The 16,741-nt window shown below is 71.7% G+C and carries 17 protein-coding genes; 6 read left to right on the top strand and 11 right to left on the bottom strand.

The genetic code is table 11. The annotated features are described in order from the left end of the window. Positions 1-18: 18 nt before the first annotated feature. The 4 genes from fxsA to JGS39_RS22725 all read right to left on the bottom strand — a co-directional run bounded on the left by fxsA (position 19) and on the right by JGS39_RS22725 (position 4,125). Positions 19-594, bottom strand: coding sequence for an FxsA family membrane protein (fxsA, locus tag JGS39_RS22740; protein ID WP_219571230.1), 576 nt, complete (start codon positions 592-594; stop codon positions 19-21). 69 nt (positions 595-663) lie between these two features. Beyond that, complete coding sequence (locus tag JGS39_RS22735) at positions 664-1,431, bottom strand: polyprenol monophosphomannose synthase (RefSeq protein ID WP_219571229.1); 768 nt, start codon at positions 1,429-1,431, stop codon at positions 664-666. A gap of 528 nt (positions 1,432-1,959) precedes the next feature. Continuing rightward, positions 1,960-3,600 (bottom strand): amidohydrolase, encoded by a 1,641-nt coding sequence (locus tag JGS39_RS22730; RefSeq protein ID WP_219571228.1) that lies wholly within the window; start codon positions 3,598-3,600, stop codon positions 1,960-1,962. An 84-nt stretch (positions 3,601-3,684) separates the two neighbouring features. Continuing rightward, positions 3,685-4,125, bottom strand: coding sequence for an Lrp/AsnC family transcriptional regulator (locus JGS39_RS22725; protein ID WP_219571227.1), 441 nt, complete (start codon positions 4,123-4,125; stop codon positions 3,685-3,687). Between the two features lie 203 nt (positions 4,126-4,328). Between JGS39_RS22725 and JGS39_RS22720 the strand changes: the two genes are divergently transcribed. Beyond that, positions 4,329-4,730, top strand: coding sequence for a hypothetical protein (locus tag JGS39_RS22720; protein WP_219571226.1), 402 nt, complete (start codon positions 4,329-4,331; stop codon positions 4,728-4,730). Between the two features lie 485 nt (positions 4,731-5,215). Here the strand turns inward: JGS39_RS22720 and JGS39_RS22715 are convergent, their stop codons facing one another. Then, the gene (locus JGS39_RS22715; protein ID WP_219571225.1) at positions 5,216-6,388 is read right to left on the bottom strand and encodes an acyl-CoA dehydrogenase family protein; all 1,173 of its coding nucleotides are present in this window, start codon (positions 6,386-6,388) and stop codon (positions 5,216-5,218) included. A 382-nt stretch (positions 6,389-6,770) separates the two neighbouring features. Here JGS39_RS22715 and JGS39_RS22710 point away from each other — a divergent pair, with 382 nt between their 5' ends. Further along, positions 6,771-8,045: a glycoside hydrolase family 18 protein gene (locus tag JGS39_RS22710; RefSeq protein WP_219571224.1), complete on the top strand. Its 1,275-nt coding sequence runs from the start codon at positions 6,771-6,773 to the stop codon at positions 8,043-8,045. A 160-nt stretch (positions 8,046-8,205) separates the two neighbouring features. On the opposite strand, the gene JGS39_RS22705 is transcribed toward JGS39_RS22710, so the two are convergent. The 3 genes from JGS39_RS22705 to JGS39_RS22695 all read right to left on the bottom strand — a co-directional run bounded on the left by JGS39_RS22705 (position 8,206) and on the right by JGS39_RS22695 (position 9,413). Then, positions 8,206-8,358, bottom strand: coding sequence for an SCO1431 family membrane protein (locus JGS39_RS22705; RefSeq protein WP_219571223.1), 153 nt, complete (start codon positions 8,356-8,358; stop codon positions 8,206-8,208). Between the two features lie 300 nt (positions 8,359-8,658). Further along, positions 8,659-8,937 (bottom strand): hypothetical protein, encoded by a 279-nt coding sequence (locus JGS39_RS22700; RefSeq protein WP_219571222.1) that lies wholly within the window; start codon positions 8,935-8,937, stop codon positions 8,659-8,661. Further along, positions 8,937-9,413 (bottom strand): hypothetical protein, encoded by a 477-nt coding sequence (locus tag JGS39_RS22695; RefSeq protein ID WP_219571231.1) that lies wholly within the window; start codon positions 9,411-9,413, stop codon positions 8,937-8,939. The genes JGS39_RS22700 and JGS39_RS22695 overlap by 1 nt, the downstream gene beginning before the upstream one ends. A gap of 82 nt (positions 9,414-9,495) precedes the next feature. Between JGS39_RS22695 and JGS39_RS22690 the strand changes: the two genes are divergently transcribed. Both JGS39_RS22690 and JGS39_RS22685 read left to right on the top strand, forming a co-directional pair. After that, positions 9,496-9,837 carry a PadR family transcriptional regulator gene (locus JGS39_RS22690; protein ID WP_219571221.1) on the top strand — a complete coding sequence of 114 codons (342 nt, stop codon included), beginning with the start codon at positions 9,496-9,498 and terminating at the stop codon, positions 9,835-9,837. Continuing rightward, positions 9,834-10,529 (top strand): permease prefix domain 1-containing protein, encoded by a 696-nt coding sequence (locus tag JGS39_RS22685; RefSeq protein ID WP_219571220.1) that lies wholly within the window; start codon positions 9,834-9,836, stop codon positions 10,527-10,529. The genes JGS39_RS22690 and JGS39_RS22685 overlap by 4 nt, the downstream gene beginning before the upstream one ends. Before the next feature lie 226 nt (positions 10,530-10,755). On the opposite strand, the gene JGS39_RS22680 is transcribed toward JGS39_RS22685, so the two are convergent. Further along, positions 10,756-12,123, bottom strand: a complete 1,368-nt coding sequence (locus JGS39_RS22680; RefSeq protein WP_219571219.1) for a C39 family peptidase — start codon at positions 12,121-12,123, stop codon at positions 10,756-10,758. Positions 12,124-12,303: 180 nt separating this feature from the next. Here JGS39_RS22680 and JGS39_RS22675 point away from each other — a divergent pair, with 180 nt between their 5' ends. Further along, positions 12,304-12,867, top strand: a complete 564-nt coding sequence (locus tag JGS39_RS22675) for a uridine kinase family protein (protein ID WP_219571218.1) — start codon at positions 12,304-12,306, stop codon at positions 12,865-12,867. Between the two features lie 424 nt (positions 12,868-13,291). Beyond that, positions 13,292-15,208, top strand: coding sequence for an AAA family ATPase (locus tag JGS39_RS22670; RefSeq protein WP_219571217.1), 1,917 nt, complete (start codon positions 13,292-13,294; stop codon positions 15,206-15,208). A gap of 138 nt (positions 15,209-15,346) precedes the next feature. Here JGS39_RS22670 and JGS39_RS22665 read toward each other — a convergent pair whose 3' ends face one another. Together JGS39_RS22665 and JGS39_RS22660 are read right to left on the bottom strand one after the other, a co-directional pair. Continuing rightward, positions 15,347-16,444 (bottom strand): hemolysin family protein, encoded by a 1,098-nt coding sequence (locus JGS39_RS22665; RefSeq protein ID WP_219571216.1) that lies wholly within the window; start codon positions 16,442-16,444, stop codon positions 15,347-15,349. Further along, a partial coding sequence (locus JGS39_RS22660; protein ID WP_308120610.1) for a transporter associated domain-containing protein occupies positions 16,441-16,741 on the bottom strand: 301 nt, incomplete at its 5' end. The genes JGS39_RS22665 and JGS39_RS22660, both read right to left, overlap by 4 nt.

The raw sequence follows: 16,741 nt of genomic DNA, 5'->3' as shown, positions 1-16,741 counted from the left end.
AGCAGTTGCCGGGTGTGGTTACGGGGTCAGCGGCGGGCGCGGGGTGTCGTCCGGGTGGGAGGGGTCCTCGCGGATCACCTCGCCCTGGACGACCTTTCCGTCCGGGCGGTGCATACGGGCCTGCTGGAAGGCGTCCGAGAGGCTGCCGGGACCGGCCGTCCTCATCCGCCGTTCCAGTGAGCGCTCCGCGAAACCGCTGAGCGCCGACCGGACCGGCGGCACCAGAAGCAGCAGTCCGGCCACGTCCGAGATCAGCCCCGGAATCATGATCAGGAGCCCGGCCAGCATCAGGAAGCCGTTGCCCCGGGTGCTCGACGGGGCGGGCGACGAGCCACCGGCCCCCGGCTGTCCCGGCATCTGCTGGAGCGTTTCGGTGAGATTGCGGAAGGCCCGGCGGCCGGCCCGCTTCATCACCACGGCCCCGAGGACGACTCCCGCGGCCAGGAGCAGCAGCACGGTGAACCCGCCTGCCACGTCCGCCACCACGATGAGCATCCAGATCTCCAGCACCGCCCAGGCGGCGATGGCGAGAGGTACGAAGGTCCGGGCGCGCGAGCGCTTGCGGGCGGTCGGGGGCGGTGTGCCGGTCGTCATGTCCCCAGTGTGCCTGGGCCGGCGTCCGGACGGGGTAAGCAGGGTGACGGAGGCCGGCCGGATCCTCGGTCAGGGGTTCTTGCGGCCGAGCACCCGGTTCGTACGCGTGGTGACACCCCACGCGGTCACGCGCCAGAGCGCCTCCACCAGGATGTCGCGGCTCATCTTGGAGTCACCGACCTCCCGGTCCACGAAGGTGATCGGGACCTCGACGACGTGGAAGCCGGCCTCGATCGCGCGGCGGGCAAGGTCCACCTGGAAGCAGTAGCCCTGCGAGGCGACCTCCTCCAGGCCGATGCCCTGCAGCGTCTCGGTGCGGAACGCCCGGTAGCCACCGGTGACGTCGCGCGTCTGCAGTCCGAGCATCAGCCGGGAGTACGTGCTGCCACCGCGGGAGATCATCTCGCGGGACTTGGGCCAGTTGACCACCCGCCCACCGGGGACCCAGCGGGAGCCGAGCACCAGGTCCGCGCCCTTGAGGGCGGTGAGCAGGCGCGGCAGTTCCTCGGGCTGGTGGGAGCCGTCGGCGTCCATCTCGACGAGAACGCCGTAGTCGTGGTCGATGCCCCAGCGGAAACCGGCGAGGTAGGCGGCGCCCAGCCCCTCCTTGCCCTTGCGGTGCAGCACGTGGACCTGGTCATCGGTCGCGGCGATCTCATCGGCGAGCTTGCCGGTGCCGTCCGGACTGTTGTCGTCGGCGACCAGGATGTCGGCCTCCGGCACCGCGGCGCGCACCCGGCTGACGATCGGCTTGATGTTCTCGGCCTCGTTGTAGGTCGGAATGATCACCAATGCTCTGCCGAGCGGGCCGTATCGCCTCTGACCGCCGTCGTTCACTTACTGCCCCTTAAGTCCGTACGCAGATGCACACCATATCGAGCGCGGCACGTGCTCAGACCGACCCGGTCGGACGGCGTGGGGAGACGGCGGCGGACAGAAGCACGGAAGTGCGGACAGAACTGCGGATCGGGGCCCGGCGCCCTTCGGGCCGACCTGGGACCCGCCGGCTGCGGGTCGACCTAGAGCCGTTGTCTACTGAACGTCCGGGCCCCACCCGGGTCGCACCCTCCGCCCGGCTGAAACCGTCCCTCGCCCCCGAGGCGCGGGCGCTGAACCTGGCTGTCAGTGGTGGTGCGCCGGTGCGGCACACCACCTCATGACCCAGCGGCGTTCGACGACTGCGTGGAGGTTTAACCGGTCGGACGTCCTGTGGTGGACCTGGCCGAACCTACCGGCCCGTGGGCGCATTCTGTCAATAGTTGCCTGACCTGCATCGTTTACCGAACTTGCCTGGTCAGTCCCGAAGATCCCCAGGTCGTGGCAGAACGGGGGCGCCTTCGATCGGCGGTACGAAATGTCCGCACGTCACTCGTTCGGTCGTACGTAGACAGTTTGTCCGAAGACAACGGTGCGCAGGCAGACCGGGAGTTCGCCGCCGGGGCTGAGGTCGGGCAGACCGGGCGTTCCGGACCGGGGATCCGTCGACCAGCGCGCAACCCGGTCGTCCGGGGCCTGCACCACCAGCTCCTCGGTGCGCCAGACCGCGTAGTCGGCCGGCGCGCCGGGCACCAGGGTGCCCGCGTCGTCACGCCCGACCGCCCGCCAGCCGCCCCGGGTGTGGGCGGTGAAGCCGGCCCGCACCGAGATCCGGTGCTCGAGCGTCCGGTGGAACGCGGCGGCCCGCACCGTCCCCCACGGGTCCAGCGGGGTCACCGGACTGTCGGAGCCGAACGCGAGGGGCACACCGGCCCGCAGGAGCGCCGCGTACGGGTTGAGGGTCCTGGCCCGCCCGGCACCCAGCCGGCGGGCGTACATGCCCTCCTCACCGCCCCAGGCGGCATCGAAGGCGGGCTGGACCGAGGCGGTGAGGCCCAGTTCGGCAAAAGCGGCGACGGTCTCGGGGGTGAGCATCTCGGCGTGCTCGACGCGGTGCCTGGCGGCCCGGACCCGGCCGAGGCCGACCTTCTCGGCCGCGGCCCTGGTGCCGTCGACGACGGCGGTGAGCGCCGCGTCGCCGATGGCGTGGAAGCCGGCCTGGAGCCCGGCCTCGGTGCAGGCCGCGACATGGGCGGCGATCTGCCTTGCGTCCAGATGGGCGGCGCCCGAGCCGGGGGCGTCGGCGTACGGCTCGTGGAGGCAGGCGGTGTGTGAGCCGAGCGACCCGTCGACGAAGAGGTCCCCCGCCGCGCCCACCGCGCCGAGCTCCCGGATGCGCCGTGCGTCCTTCTCGCCGCCGACCTGTTCGGCCCAGTAGCCGAAGACCCGCGGCCCCGGCTCCCCGGCCGCCAGCTTCAGCAGCGAGGTGAAGTCCTCCTCGTCGGAGATGTCCGGGCCACCGCACTCGTGGACCGTACCGATCCCGAGGGACGCCGCGTGGGCCAGCGCGGCACGCTGGGCGTCGGCACGCTGCCGCGGCGAGACGGCGCCGTGGGCGGCGGCCCGCACGGCGTGGTGGGCGGCGCCCGTCAGCGGCGCGTCGGGCCGGTAGCCGGCCAGGGAGGCCGCCCGGGGGACGAGATCGAGCAGCGCGGTGGTGACGACCGCCGAATGCACGTCGATCCGGGGCAGATAGACCGCCCGCCCGCCCGCCGCCGCGTCCAGCTCGGCGCGCGTGGGCGGGCGCTGCTCGGGCCAGCGCGTGGCGTCCCAGCCGTGCCCCAGGACCACGCGGTCGGCGGGGTGCGCCGCCACGTACGACCGCACGAGGTCGAGGGCCTCGGTGAGGGTGCCCGCGCCGGAGAGGTCGAGGCCGGTGAGGGCCAGACCCGTCGACGTGGTGTGGACGTGTGCGTCGGTGAACGCGGGGGTGACCAGGGCCCCGTCGAGGTCGATCACCTCGTCGACGCCGCTCGCGAAGGCGTCGGCGGCCCCTTCGGAACCCACCCAGGCGACATGGCCCCGTTCGACCACCATGGCGGTCGCGAAGGGGTCTGCGGGGCTGTGGACGTCTCCACCGCGCAGCAGCACGGTGCGGTGTTCGCTCTGGGGGGCGGTGCTCTCGGTCATGAGGACCAGTCTCCCGCCTGCCGGGGCCCGCGCGGTGCGCGACCCCCCTTACGGCCCCACCCGCGTCCGGCGGGGGCGGGGGCGTCAGATCTGCGGCGGGCGCGCCTCGTAGGCCGTGGAGAGGACGACGGTGGTTCGGGTGGACACGCCGGCGAGCGTACGGATCCGGGTGAGCAGGTGCTCCAGCTCCCGCGGGGTCGCGACCCGCACCTTGAGGATGTAGTTCTCGTCGCCCGCGACGCTGTGGCAGGCCTCCAGTTCCGGCACTCCGGCGAGCCGGTCCGCGATGTCGTCCGGCGCACTCGGGTCGAAGGGCTTCACCGAGATGAACGCGGTCAGGGGCAGGCCGACGGCCTCGGGGTCGACGACCGCGGCATAGCCCCGGATCACCCCGCGCTGCTCCAGCCTGCGGACGCGCTGATGAACGGCCGAAGTGGACAGGCCGGTGGCCTTGCCCAGGTCGGTGTAGCTCATCCGCCCGTCCTTGACGAGCAACTCCACGATTTGTCGGTCCAGCTCCTCCATATGGATCAATCTATGGCCACTGGCCCTCCAGGCACAGCCATGGAGGGCCGGTGAAGGGCACCTGCGAGCGGCATGTGACGAATGCCACAGGTTTACGCGCCGGTAGCCGGGGCCCTCACGGTTACGGCGGATGCGCGACGGGAAGTGCTTGCTGTGGTCGAGGCCGCGGCGCCTTGTCGGCCCACCCGAGGGGGGAATTTCCCATGCAGAGCCTGAAGCTCACCGGACGTACCGAACCGGAGCCTGTTGATCCTTTCGAGGACACCGCTCCCGACGCGTACGACACGTTCGAGATGTACCGGGTCGTCTGCCCGGACTGTGCGCAGCCCATCGCGCTCCTGGCGGACGAGGACGTACTGCCGGAGCACGCACTGTGCCCCACTCCGTGGAACCCGTTCGTCCTGACGGTGTGTGCCGGAACCGGCCGCGCCGCGTCCGGTGCCCGGCCGGCCGACGAGTCGGCGGAGGCCCAGGAGCAGGAGACGGCCCTGCTGCTGACGCTGCCCCAGGGGCTCGACTGGAGGATGCAGCCGTTCTCGCACGCCGGGGGCGCCGGCTCGCACCCGCTCCGGGTGCCCCACCAGCTGCGCCGCGACGCCGCCTGAGACTGCCGCGCCCTCGGGCCCGTCCGCCCTGATCCACGGGGCGGGCCCCGGGGGCGCCGGGACGGACCGCCCGCGCCGCGCTCCGGCCGGAGCGCGGCGATGCGGGCGGTCCGCAGCCACTCCGGCCCGGTGCGGCGCGCCAGGAGAACCTGGCGAACATGCGCCCGAATCGGCCGGGCAGTGACCCGCCCCGGCTCCGTACCGTTGGCCCGGCATGACCCTGCTGCATTCCACGGCCGGCCCCGGTCGTCGCCGTCTCGCCGCTCCGGCCTCCGAAGAATCGGTTCCGCAGCCACCTGCCCCGGCGGCGCCGTCGCAGACGCCCCGCCCGGCACCGCGATCCGGGCCCCACTCGACCGATCCGCCCATCTACCGGGCGCTGCTCCGGCACTGGGAGAGCACCGGCAGGACGCTGCCGGGCCGTCATGACCAGGAGTGGAACCGGATCATGACGACGCCGGTGTGGTCGGACCGTCCGCTACGGGTCAGCGCGTCTCAGGACCCGCGAGGTGGCGGGCGATGACCATCCGCTGGATCTGGTTGGTGCCCTCGACGATCTGCAGCACCTTCGCCTCGCGCATCAGCCGCTCGACGGGGAAGTCCAGCGTGTAGCCGTATCCGCCGAGTACCTGGACGGCGTCGATGGTGACCCGCATCGCGGCGTCCGTGCAGAAGAGCTTGGCCATGGCCGCCTGCCGCGAGAAGGGGCTTCCCGCGTCGCGCAGCCGGGCCGCCTCCAGGTAGAGCGCACGGCCGGCCTCGATCTGGGTGGCCATGTCGGCGAGCATGAACCGCAGACCCTGGAAGTCGGCGATGGGCCGGCCGAACTGGCGGCGCCCGGTGGCGTAGGCGACGGCCTCGTTCATGGCGGCCTGCGCCACGCCGATGGCACAGGCGGCGATGCCCAGCCGGCCGGAGTCGAGCGCGGACAGGGCGATCGCGAAGCCCTGCCCCTCGTCACCGATCCGGCGCGCGTCGGGGACCCGCACGCCGTCGAAGTGCAACTGGGCGGTGGGCGAGCCCTTCATCCCCATCTTCTTCTCGGGCACGGCCGCGCTCAGGCCCGCGGCGTCGCCGGGAACGAGGAAGGCGGTGATGCCGCGGGGGCCGTCGACGCCGGTGCGGGCCAGAACCGTGTAGAAGTCGGCGATGCCGCCGTGGGTGATCCAGGCCTTGGTACCGGTGATGACCCAGTCCTCACCGTCCCGTACGGCCTTGGTGCGCAGCGAGGCGGCGTCGGAGCCCGAGGCGGGCTCCGAAAGGCAGTAGGCGCCCAGCAGGCCTCCCGAAAGCATCGCGGGGAGGTGGTCGGCCTGCTGGTCCTTGGTGCCGTAGCCGGCGACCGCGTGGCAGGCGAGGGAGTGAACGCTGACGCCGAGTCCGACGGTGAGGCGGGCAGCGGCCAGTTCTTCGAGGACCTGGAGGTAGACCTCGTACGGCTGGTCCCCGCCGCCGTGGGCGGAGTCGTAGGGCAGGCCGAGCAGGCCGGACTCGGAGAGCAGGGTGAAGATCTCACGCGGGAAACGGCCCGCGTCCTCCTCCTCTGCGGCCCGCGGCACGATCTCCCGCTGGGCGATGTCGCGGACGAGCGCGACGAGTTGCCTGGACTCCTCGGTGGGCAGACGACGTTCCACCGATTGCAGGGCACGGTCGGACATGACGGCGCTCTCCTCCCTGTCGGGCGTTGCGGCGGTCGCACGCGCGGGGTGTGAGCGGCGCCGCCGGGGGATCTCCGGACGATGCCCGGAAAACACTGCTGCCCAGCCGATGTTGCCCTCCCGGATTACGAGAGGCGCAGGCAGGCGGCTGTGGCGGGTTGAGTATGCCCGATCGGACGGTATCCGTCACCGGTTGACAGAACACGCCCGAAAAGCGGTGGGGCGGCCGGGACGATCACGGAAATTGGTCCGAACCATTGACCCAACTGGTCTAGTCCATCTACGGTTTCGGCGAACCAGCTTTCTGCGTTCATGCCAAGTTGCAGGTACGCCGGAAGGCCGGCCGTCCACTGGCACGTCCCCTCCCCCACGAGGAGCAACCATGACCGGACTTCATCGCCCGCGGGCCCGCCTCCGGGCCCTCGCAGCCGCCGCCTGTACCGCCGCCCTGGGCGCTGCCCTGCTCGGCGTCGCGGGCACCGGGTCCGCCGGAGCGGCCCCCGCCGCCCAGCAGGCCGCCGTACCGGCAGCAGCACCGGCCGCCCCCACAGCGGCCGGCAGCAAGGTGGTCGGATACTTCACCAACTGGGGTGTCTACCAGCGCAATTACCACGTCAAGAACGTCGAGACCTCCGGCTCGGCCGACAAGCTCACACACATCAACTACGCCTTCGGCAACGTCCAGGGCGGCAAGTGCACGATCGGCGACTCGTACGCCGACTACGAGAAGGCCTATACCGCCGACCAGTCGGTCGACGGGGTCGCGGACACCTGGGACCAGGAACTGCGCGGCAACTTCAACCAGCTGCGCAAGCTGAAGAAGCTGCACCCGGACCTCAAGATCATCTGGTCGTTCGGCGGCTGGACCTGGTCCGGCGGGTTCGGTGAGGCGGCCAAGAACCCGGCCGCGTTTGCCGAGTCCTGCCACAGCCTGGTGGAGGATCCGCGCTGGACCGATGTCTTCGACGGCATCGACATCGACTGGGAGTACCCCAACGCCTGCGGCCTGACCTGCGACACCAGCGGCCGTGACGCCTACGGCAACCTCCTGTCGGCACTCCGCACCGAGTTCGGCGCCGACAGTCTGGTCACCTCGGCGATCAGCGCGGACGGCTCCGAGGGCGGCAAGCTCGACGCGGTCGACTACGGCGGCGCGTCGAAGTACGTCGACTGGTACAACCCGATGACGTACGACTTCTTCGGTGCCTGGGACGCGAAGGGCCCGACGGCCCCGCACTCGCCGCTGACGTCCTACACGGGCATCCCGAAGGAGGGCTTCAACAGCGAGGCGGCCATCGACAAGCTGAAGGCGCAGGGCGTCCCGGCCTCCAAGATGCTGCTCGGCATCGGCTTCTACGGCCGCGGCTGGACCGGCGTCACCCAGGACGAGCCGGGCGGCACGGCGACCGGCGCGGCCCCCGGCACGTACGAGGCGGGCATCGAGGACTACAAGGTGCTCAAGAACAGCTGCCCCACGACCGGCACCGTCGCCGGCACGGCGTACGCGCACTGCGGCACCAACTGGTGGAGCTACGACACCCCGGCCACCATCGGCACCAAGATGGCGTACAAGAACCAGCAGGGCCTCGGCGGCACCTTCTTCTGGGAGCTCAGCGGTGACACCACCGACGGCGAGCTGATCAAGGCGATCAGCTGACGTCGTCGTCGCGGCAGGCATGAGGGGGCGGGGAGCCGGGCGGGCTCCCCGCCCCCGCCGTCACGTCCGACCCCGGATGTCACACCCGGGGTCGGATGTCACGCCCAGGGTTTGATGTCACGCCCGGGAGCGGATGTCACGCCCGGGCCGACGCGGGTGGTCACATGAGGCCGAGCTGCGTGACGAACATCGCGATGACGACGACAAGCGTCCAGCCCAGGACGTTCTCCAGCAGCTTGGAGCCGTCGTCGGGCCCGCCGGTCCGTGTGCGGCGCCGGGCATGGGTGGTGGTTGCGGCGGAAGTCGCGGTCATGGCATCTCGTTCGGTCGGCCGGCAGTCGTTGTCCCCCGAGGACCCGACCACAGTGCCAGCCCGACGGGCCACCGGGGTAGAGATCTGCGTCACGGCCCCGGGACCGGCAGGACCGCTTCGAACGACGCCGACGGCGCCCGGGCCCGCCGCCCGGCGGATGCGGACGGGCGGGGAAGCGCGGATCGCGGACGCCGCCTGTGCCCGACACCACACTGCCGCCGGCGCCGGCCGCGCGATGGCCGGTGCCGCGGCGGGCGACGTTTGCCCGTAAAGGAGCGTCGCGACGGGGCAAACGTTGTCCTAGGTGCGCGTGAGGACGGCGGCATCGGACGCGCCGCGAAGGCGCCGCAGGGCGAACATCGCCCCGAGTCCCGGGATCAGGGCGAGCCACCTGGCACCCGACGAAGCTGCGGCCGGGGCCACCCATGTCATCGCGATGGCTGCGAGGTAGGCGGTGCCGTGGAGCGGTTCGCAGAGCGAGGTGACCGGCCCGGCGTGGACGGTGAACACGTTGGCCAGCAGGACGAGGAGGGAGAGGGCCTCGACGGCGGCCGCGGCCCGCAGGGAACGCACGCTCATCACGCACCCGTCGTGGAGCCGGGACGGACGATCATCAGGATCACGACGACCGTCCACAACAGGTTGAAGACACCGGTCGACATGGCCAGCCGGCTTGCCGGTGGAGGCTGCACGTCCGGAGCGGCCGATCCGTCGGCCGAGGCCAGTACGCGCTGCTGGCCGGGCAGGACAGCCATCGCGAGGACGCCCGCGGCAACCGCGGTCAGGACGATCGAGATGACGAGCCAGACGTCGGTGAGAACGCCGAGCCGGGCAGCGGTGGCGAACCCGAACACGGGGACGGCGATCCCGAAGAGCGCGTAGCCACGGCAGATCCGGTGCAGGACCACGGCTACCCCGGCGGACTGACCGGCCCGACCCTCCCCCTCGGCCGCCAACTGCCGTGCGTAGCGCGGAAACATCGAAGCGGCCACGGCGATCGGCCCGATCGCCAGGATCGCCACCAGGACATGTACGGACAACAGCACTTTCGTCACTGCAGGCTCTCCCATTGGCAGCCAATATATTGGCTGCCAATAGATAGCATGCCAACTGGGCCCTTGTGTAGGCTGTCTACTCATGAGACAGGACGCGGTACGGGGCCATCTGGACGGGCTGCTGCTCGCCGTTCTCGAACAGGGCCCCCTGCACGGATACGCGATCATCACGGCGGTGCAGGAGCGCAGCGCAGGCGCGCTCGAACTGCGCACGGGCACGATCTACCCGGCCCTGAACCGTCTTGAGCGAGTAGGACTTCTCCGCAGCAGCTGGCAGTCCGTCGGGGAGCGGCGCAGGCGCTGCTACGAACTCACCGAGGCGGGGCAGCGCACGCTGGCCGGCGAGCGGACGGCGTGGATCGAGTTCACGACGGCGATCGGTTCGGTCCTGAATCCCGCGGCACCCCCCGGATTCGCCACATGAACTCCGCGGAACAGAGGAACGACCCGGTCGAGGACTACGTCACCTCGCTGGAATCGGCCCTGCACGGCCCCGAACGGGCCAGGTCGAGGCTGGTCGAGGAGGTACGCGACGGCCTCACGGACTCCGTGGCGGAGCACACCTGCCGGGGGCTTCCCTACGGTCGCGCCGCCGCCGAGGCGGTGCGCGACTTCGGGAGCGCGCACGACCTCATAGCAAGCTGCCAGCGGGAACTGACCATCGCCCAGTCCCGGCACACGGCCCGGCGCATCGCCATGACCGCCCCCTTCCTGATCACCTGCTGGTACCTCGTCCGCACCGCGGACCAGGACGGACAGCTGCCGCGAACCGCTCAGCTGACGGCCGCGCACCTGGCGGGTGTCGCGGTCGTCGCGGCCCTGCTCGCGGCCGTGGCACTCGCCGCCACCGGAACCGTGGCCCGCAGGCTGCCCACCCCGGACCGGTTGCCGCGCATGGTGGGGTGGGCGGGCACGACCGCCAGCGTGTCCATGGCCGTCGCCGCGCTCGCCCTCGCCACCGCCTCCGCCCTGGCCACGAACTGGCCGCTGACAGCGCTCGCCGGCGTACTCGCCGCCGCCTCGCACGGCTGGATGGCCGGCTCGGTCCGCGCCTGCCGCAAGTGCGCGCGCCTGCCGGTCATGGAACTCACCGTCGAGCAGCAGCTGCCCGGGTGACCGGGACGGCATCCGTGCCGGTCACGGTGGCTCCGAGGAGCGGCGCGTGCGTCCACGAGTTGCCTCGCCGGCTCCGGCATCGCCCGGATCAGGGGCACGGTCGCCCGCACGGCCGTCCCGCACCGGACGGGCAGGACGCGGCCGCCGGCTCAGGCGATGGGGCCGGCCAGGACGCAGCCGCCGGGTCAGGCCGCGCGGGCGGCCCTGGCCCCGCACATGCTCACGCTCACGCCAGGCCCAGCGACCGCAGTGCGCGGCGCTGACCCGCTGTCGGCCTGGCGGACCAGTAGACGTAACAGACCCCACCCGTACCGCCCCTGACCTGCCCGTTCGCGTCATAGCGCTTCGTACGGAGCCAGATCGTCTCCCACTCGTGGCGCAGATAGACGTGCCGAACGGCCTCGTTGCTCGGCGACGCCGGGTCGTTGGCGATCACGTCGCCGTCCTCGGTGAAGCCGATCACCGTCATCAGGTGACCGGAGGTGCCGTAGCCCGCACCGGTCAGCTCCGTCTTGAGGAACGACTGCGACGTTATGACCGGGATCCCGGCCCGGACCAGCGTCTCCAGGTCGGTCAGCGAGCCGAGCCGGGTCACCACCGCGTTCATGTCGTCGTACGTGGCCGCATAGGCGGCGTTGAACGGCCAGTTCCCGCAGCCCTCGTACTGGTTGTCGTACGTGAAGCGCGCCGCGTGGCAGACCTGCGGGTCCTCCAGTTCCGGCTTGACCCAGGCGAGGTCCTCGGCGGAGGGCTTGCGCCCCCAGTACTCGATGATCATCTGCGAGGAGGTGGGGCTGCACCACGCCTCGCCGCCGTTGTCGTACTCGGGGTACTGCCCCACGTGCACGTTCTGCGAGTAGCGCGGCACCGGCAGTTCCCGGGCGAGGCCGGGGAGGGAGGCGGGCACGGTGAAGCGGTCGGGGATGTCCGATGCCATCGCGCCGATGCGCCACACCGTGGGCGTGAGACGGGTGCCCGGGCTGCGGTAGAGGGTCAGCCGCAGCCGGTAGGACAGCAGGCGCAGGCCGCCGGTCGCGTCGTCGACCGAGAAGGTGTCGGTCCAGATGGAGCTCTTGCCGTCGGTCTGGTCGTCGACGGAGGTACGGCGGATGTCACCGTCGCCCGCGGCCCAGCGGCCCATGACGTACCACGGGGTCTCCGTGCCGTCCGAGTAGCCGCCGCGCAGTTCGATCTGGATCCAGGTGCCGGCGGGTGTGTCGGCGTTCCAGGACGCGATCACCTCGGTGGCCGGGACGGTGGAGCGGTGGACCGGTGAGGTCCAGGTGGCGTACTCCCACGCCGCGGTGGTGCCGGTGTGCGGGTCGGTGTAGTCGGTACGCCCGAGCGGGTGCCCGATGACCAGGCCCGCGCGGCGGCCCGCGACGGCACGGGTTCCGGCACCGGAGCCGCAGCGCCAGTCGGTGTACGTCGTCCAGAAACGGTTGTCCACGGATGAGGCCGCCGAAGGTGCGTCGGGCCGGGTACGGGAGGGAGCCGCCGCCGACGCGGAAGCGGCGGACGACACCGCTCCGGCGCCGGCCGCTGCCGCGATCGCGGCGGTGAGCACGGCTCTGCGTGAGGTCGGACTGGGCATGGGCGAGACCCCCGGTCGTAAGCGGAATGGTGCTGCGGTGCACGACAGTGCGCCAACTATTGCCGGTCGTCCCCCGGTTCGGCCAGCGATTCGGCCCGCGCCGAAGAACCAATATTGGTGTGGACCACTGGCGTGACCTGCGACTGCTCCGCACCGGCCGCCGGCTCGTAGGCTGGCGCCATGAACGACATCTCGCGCCTCGCCGCACGGTTGCGCACCCTGGCGCCGTCCTGCGGGCCGGTCCGGATGATCGCCGTCGACGGCCACGCGGGATCCGGCAAGAGCACCTTCGCCGCCCGGCTCTCGGCGGCACTCGGCGACGCCCCCGTGCTGCATCTGGACGATCTGGCCACGCACGAAGAACTGTTCGACTGGACGGGCAGGCTGCGGGAGCAGGTGACCGGCCCGCTGTCGCGCGGCGAGACCGCCCGCTACGCGCCGTACGACTGGACGGCGCGCGCCTTCGGGCCGCCGCGCTCCCTGGCCCCCGCCCCGCTGATGCTGGTCGAGGGTGTCGGCGCGGGCCGGCGGGCCCTGCGTCCCCTCCTCGCCCAGCTGTTGTGGATGGACCTGCCGGCCGCGGAGTCCTGGGAGCGGGGCCGGCGGCGGGACGGGCCGGCCCTGAGCGCCTTCTGGGACGGCTGGACCGCGGCAGAAGCGGCTCATTTCTCAGCCGATCCCTCGCGCCCCTGGGCCGATGCTCTGGTACGCCAGTTGCCTGTGGGGTACGAGTGGCTGGAGTGAACCCCTCCGGCAGCAGGAACGAACCATTCCGTCACCCAGTGTGATCGCCCGCGTCGCCATACTGAGCAGTCGGAAATCTGACCGGAAGTGCCTCAACTCTGCTTGACCCGGGGGCGGTACAGGTCTTACGTTCTCAATGTGCGGCTTTTCGGAGCCCCCGCAGACGCGAAGCCCCCGGTTGTTCCCCCGTGATCGGGGGCTTCGTCCTGTGCCCGACACCGGCTCCCGGCCTCACCCCACCCCATTCCGCTCACCGTGGGTCACGCCCGGTCTTCGGCCTGCGGCGCCCTTAGTCGCACACTCCCTGCGCAGGTACGATGCCTCTCGGTGCGGTCAATTCCCGTCCATGGCACAGTGATTCGGCGCGCCTCGGCGGGCTGTCGTGCGGCGGGACATCCTGGGGGCACGGTTTGTGGGGGACCTGATGGATATCGGCACGCAGGGCGCACAGGCCCCGGCCGACCTCGCGTGGCTGCGCGGCGTGGACGCCTACACGATGGGCGCCTATCCGCAGGCCGAGGAGGAGTTCAGAGCTGCGGTGCGCCTCGATCCCGCCATGGCGGACGCCTGGCTCGGTCTCCATGCGCTGCGGGTCGACACGACGACGGCACTGCTGCACATGTACCGCCATCGCGACCGCTTCGGCGACCAGCGAGGGCGCTACCGACGCACACTCAATTCCTGGTACTGGCTGGGCTGGTGGGTGCAGCCGGTCCTGGAGAGCCCGCGCGACCTGCTGCTCGCGCACGCCTCGCACTGGCTGGACGGCCGTCATGTGCCGGATCTCGACCGGGCGCTGGCGGGCCTGCCGCCGGTCGACGCCGATCCGCAGGTCCGCTTCCTGCACGCCTGCCGTTCCTATCTCGTCAAGGACTGGGAGCAGCTCGTACGCCATACGGAGCATCTGATCGACGATCCGCTGCTGGGCATCGAAGCAGGACTCTTCGGCGGGATGGCGCGGGTGCGGCTGGAGATGTACGGGCAGGCCGAACCCCTGTTGTCCACCGCGCTGATGCGCTGCCGCAGCGAACAGCCCCAGCGCAAGGAGCTGCGCTACTGGCTGGCCCGCGCGCACGAGGGCACGGGCCGCAGCGCGGCCGCGCTGCCCCTGTACCGGGCGGTCCACCGGATCGACCCGGCGTTCATGGACACCTCGGCGCGGCTGGCCGCGATCGCGGACTACGACGGGCTGGACGGCTCCGAGGAGGCATCCGGCCTGGCCGCCGTCTCGCTGACCGGCCTGGGCGCCGACGGTACGTTCACGGAGGCGCAGCCGGACGGCGATTCGCTGCTGGGCACCGATCTGGTGGACGGCAGGGAGCTGCGGCCGGGCATCGAGCCGCAGGATCTGCCGGGCATCGACGTGTCGCCGCCACCGGGCGGGGCACGGCAGAAGACCGCGGTCCCGGGTCAGCCCTCGCCGCAGTCGTTCCCGGCCGGGCCGAGCGACCCCGTGCTGCTCGCCGAGGCGCTGGCGGAGCTGGAGCGGATGGTCGGCCTGGATCCGGTGAAGCGGCAGGTCAAGGCGTTGTCGGCGCAGCTGAACATGGCAAGGCTGCGGGCGGGCCAGGGGCTGCCCGTACAGCCGCCGAAGCGGCATTTCGTCTTCTCGGGTCCGTCCGGGACCGGCAAGACCACGGTGGCGCGGATCCTGGGCCGGGTGTTCTACGCGCTGGGCCTGCTCGGCGGGGACCATCTCGTCGAGGCCCAGCGGGCGGACCTGGTGGGCGAGTTCCTGGGCCAGACGGCGGTGAAGGCCAATGAGCTGATCGACTCGGCGCTGGGCGGGGTGCTCTTCGTCGACGAGGCGTACAGCCTCTCCAACACCGGTTACAGCAAGGGCGACGCGTACGGCGACGAGGCTCTGCAGGTCCTCCTCAAGCGCGCGGAGGACAACCGGGACCATCTCGTCGTCATCCTGGCCGGCTATCCGGAGGGCATGGACCGGCTGTTGTCGACCAACCCCGGGCTCTCCTCGCGCTTCACCACACGGGTGGACTTCCCCAGCTACCGGCCGCTGGAGCTCACCTCCATCGGTGAGGTGCTGGCGGCCGAGAACGGGGACGCCTGGGACGAGGAGTCGCTGGAGGAGCTGCGGTCCATCAGCGGCCATGTCGTCGACCAGGGCTGGCTCGACGAACTCGGTAACGGCCGCTTTCTGCGCACGCTGTACGAGAAGAGCTGCGCCTACCGCGATCTGCGGCTCTCGGGGTACGCGACGGTGCCGACGCGGGACGATCTGGCGACGCTGCGGCTGCCGGACCTGATGCAGGCCTACGGCGAGGTGCTGTCCGGACGGGGGCCGGTGGGCCGGGGCCGGGAGGAACCGCCCGAGGCGTGAGGCCGTTCCCGCCGCCCCCGTCCGCAGGAGCCACCCGAGGCGTGAGGCCGTTCCCGCCGCCCCGGTCCGGCGGAAGGGTGCTGGGATCGCTCGTTCGGATCAGGCCGGCCTCGCAGCGCCTGATCCGAACGAGAGGCCCTAACCGACCAGGGCGGACAGTTCGTCCGAGCCGGTCTGGCGCTCCTCGGTGCGGCGCGGCTCCGAGACCCGGTGGGCCGGGTCCCGTACCTCTCCGACCAGCATCTCCAGTACGTCCTCCATGGCGACCAGGCCGAGAACCCGGCCCGACGCGTCGGCGACCTGGGCCAGATGCGTCGCCGCGCGGCGCATCACGGTCAGGGCGTCGTCCAGCGGCAGCTCGGCCCGTACGGTGGCCATGGGGCGCCACACGTGCTGCGGGACGGCCCGCTCGCCGTCCTCCAGGTCGAGGACGTCCTTGACGTGCAGGTAGCCCATGAAGGGGCCGCCGCCCTCCGCGCAGACGGGGAAGCGCGAGTAGCCGGTCCGTACGGTGAGCTCCTCGATGCGGCGCGGGGTGACGGAGGGGTCCACCGTCACCAGGGCCGCCCTGCGAAGGAGCACGTCGGTGACGGGCCTGCTGCCGAGCTCCAGGGCGTCCTCCAGCCGTTCCTGCGCCTCCGGCTCCAGGAGTCCGGCCTGCCCGGAGTCCTCGACGAGCCGGTTGAGCTGCTCGCTGGTGAAGACGGCTTCCACCTCGTCCTTCGGCTCGACGCCGAAGAGCCGGAGCACCAGCCGGGCGCAGGCGCCCAGCGCCGAGGTCACCGGCCGGCAGAGCCGGGCGAAGCCGACGAGGCCGGGGCTGAGCCACAGCGAGGTCTTCTCCGGGGCCGCCATCGCCAGGTTCTTCGGGACCATCTCGCCGATGACGAGGTGGAGGAAGACGACGAGGACCAGCGCCAGCACGAAGCCGAGCGGGTGGATCATGCCCTCGGGCAGGTGTACCGCGTGGAAGACCGGCTCCAGCAGACGCGCGACGGTCGGTTCCGCGACGGCGCCGAGGGTCAGCGAGCAGACGGTGATGCCGAACTGGGCGGCCGCCATCATCTGCGGCAGGTTCTCCAGGCCGTGCAGCACCTGGCGGGCCCGGCTCGACCCGGCTGCCGCAAGGGGTTCGATCTGGCTGCGGCGCACCGAGACGAGGGCGAACTCCGCCCCCACGAAGAAGCCGTTCGCCAGGACGAGAAGTCCGGCGAAGAGCAACTGGACGAGGCTCATCGCGCTGCCTCCAGGATCCCGCGGGGCGACCGCGGCGCGGCGGCCGCTGCGGGTGAGTCGGCCAGCCGCACGAAGCGGACCTTCTCGGCCCGGTAGTGGCCGACCTGGCGGACGGCGATCCGCCAGCCGGGCAGCTCGGTCCGGTCGCCGGGGGCGGGGATCCGGCCCAGCAGGTCGGCGACCAGTCCGGCGACGGTCTCGTAGGGGCCGTCGGGTACGTCGAGGCCTATGCGGCGCAGGGTCAGCACCCGGCAGCTGCCTTCGGCGTCCCAGGCGGGCCGCCCCCGAGGACGGGCG

It is taken from the genome of Streptomyces poriferorum (assembly GCF_019399235.1).
Classification (GTDB): Bacteria; Actinomycetota; Actinomycetes; order Streptomycetales; family Streptomycetaceae; genus Streptomyces; species Streptomyces poriferorum.
Note: the sequence above shows the minus strand (reverse complement) of the source record. Positions and strands in the feature narration are given on the sequence as shown.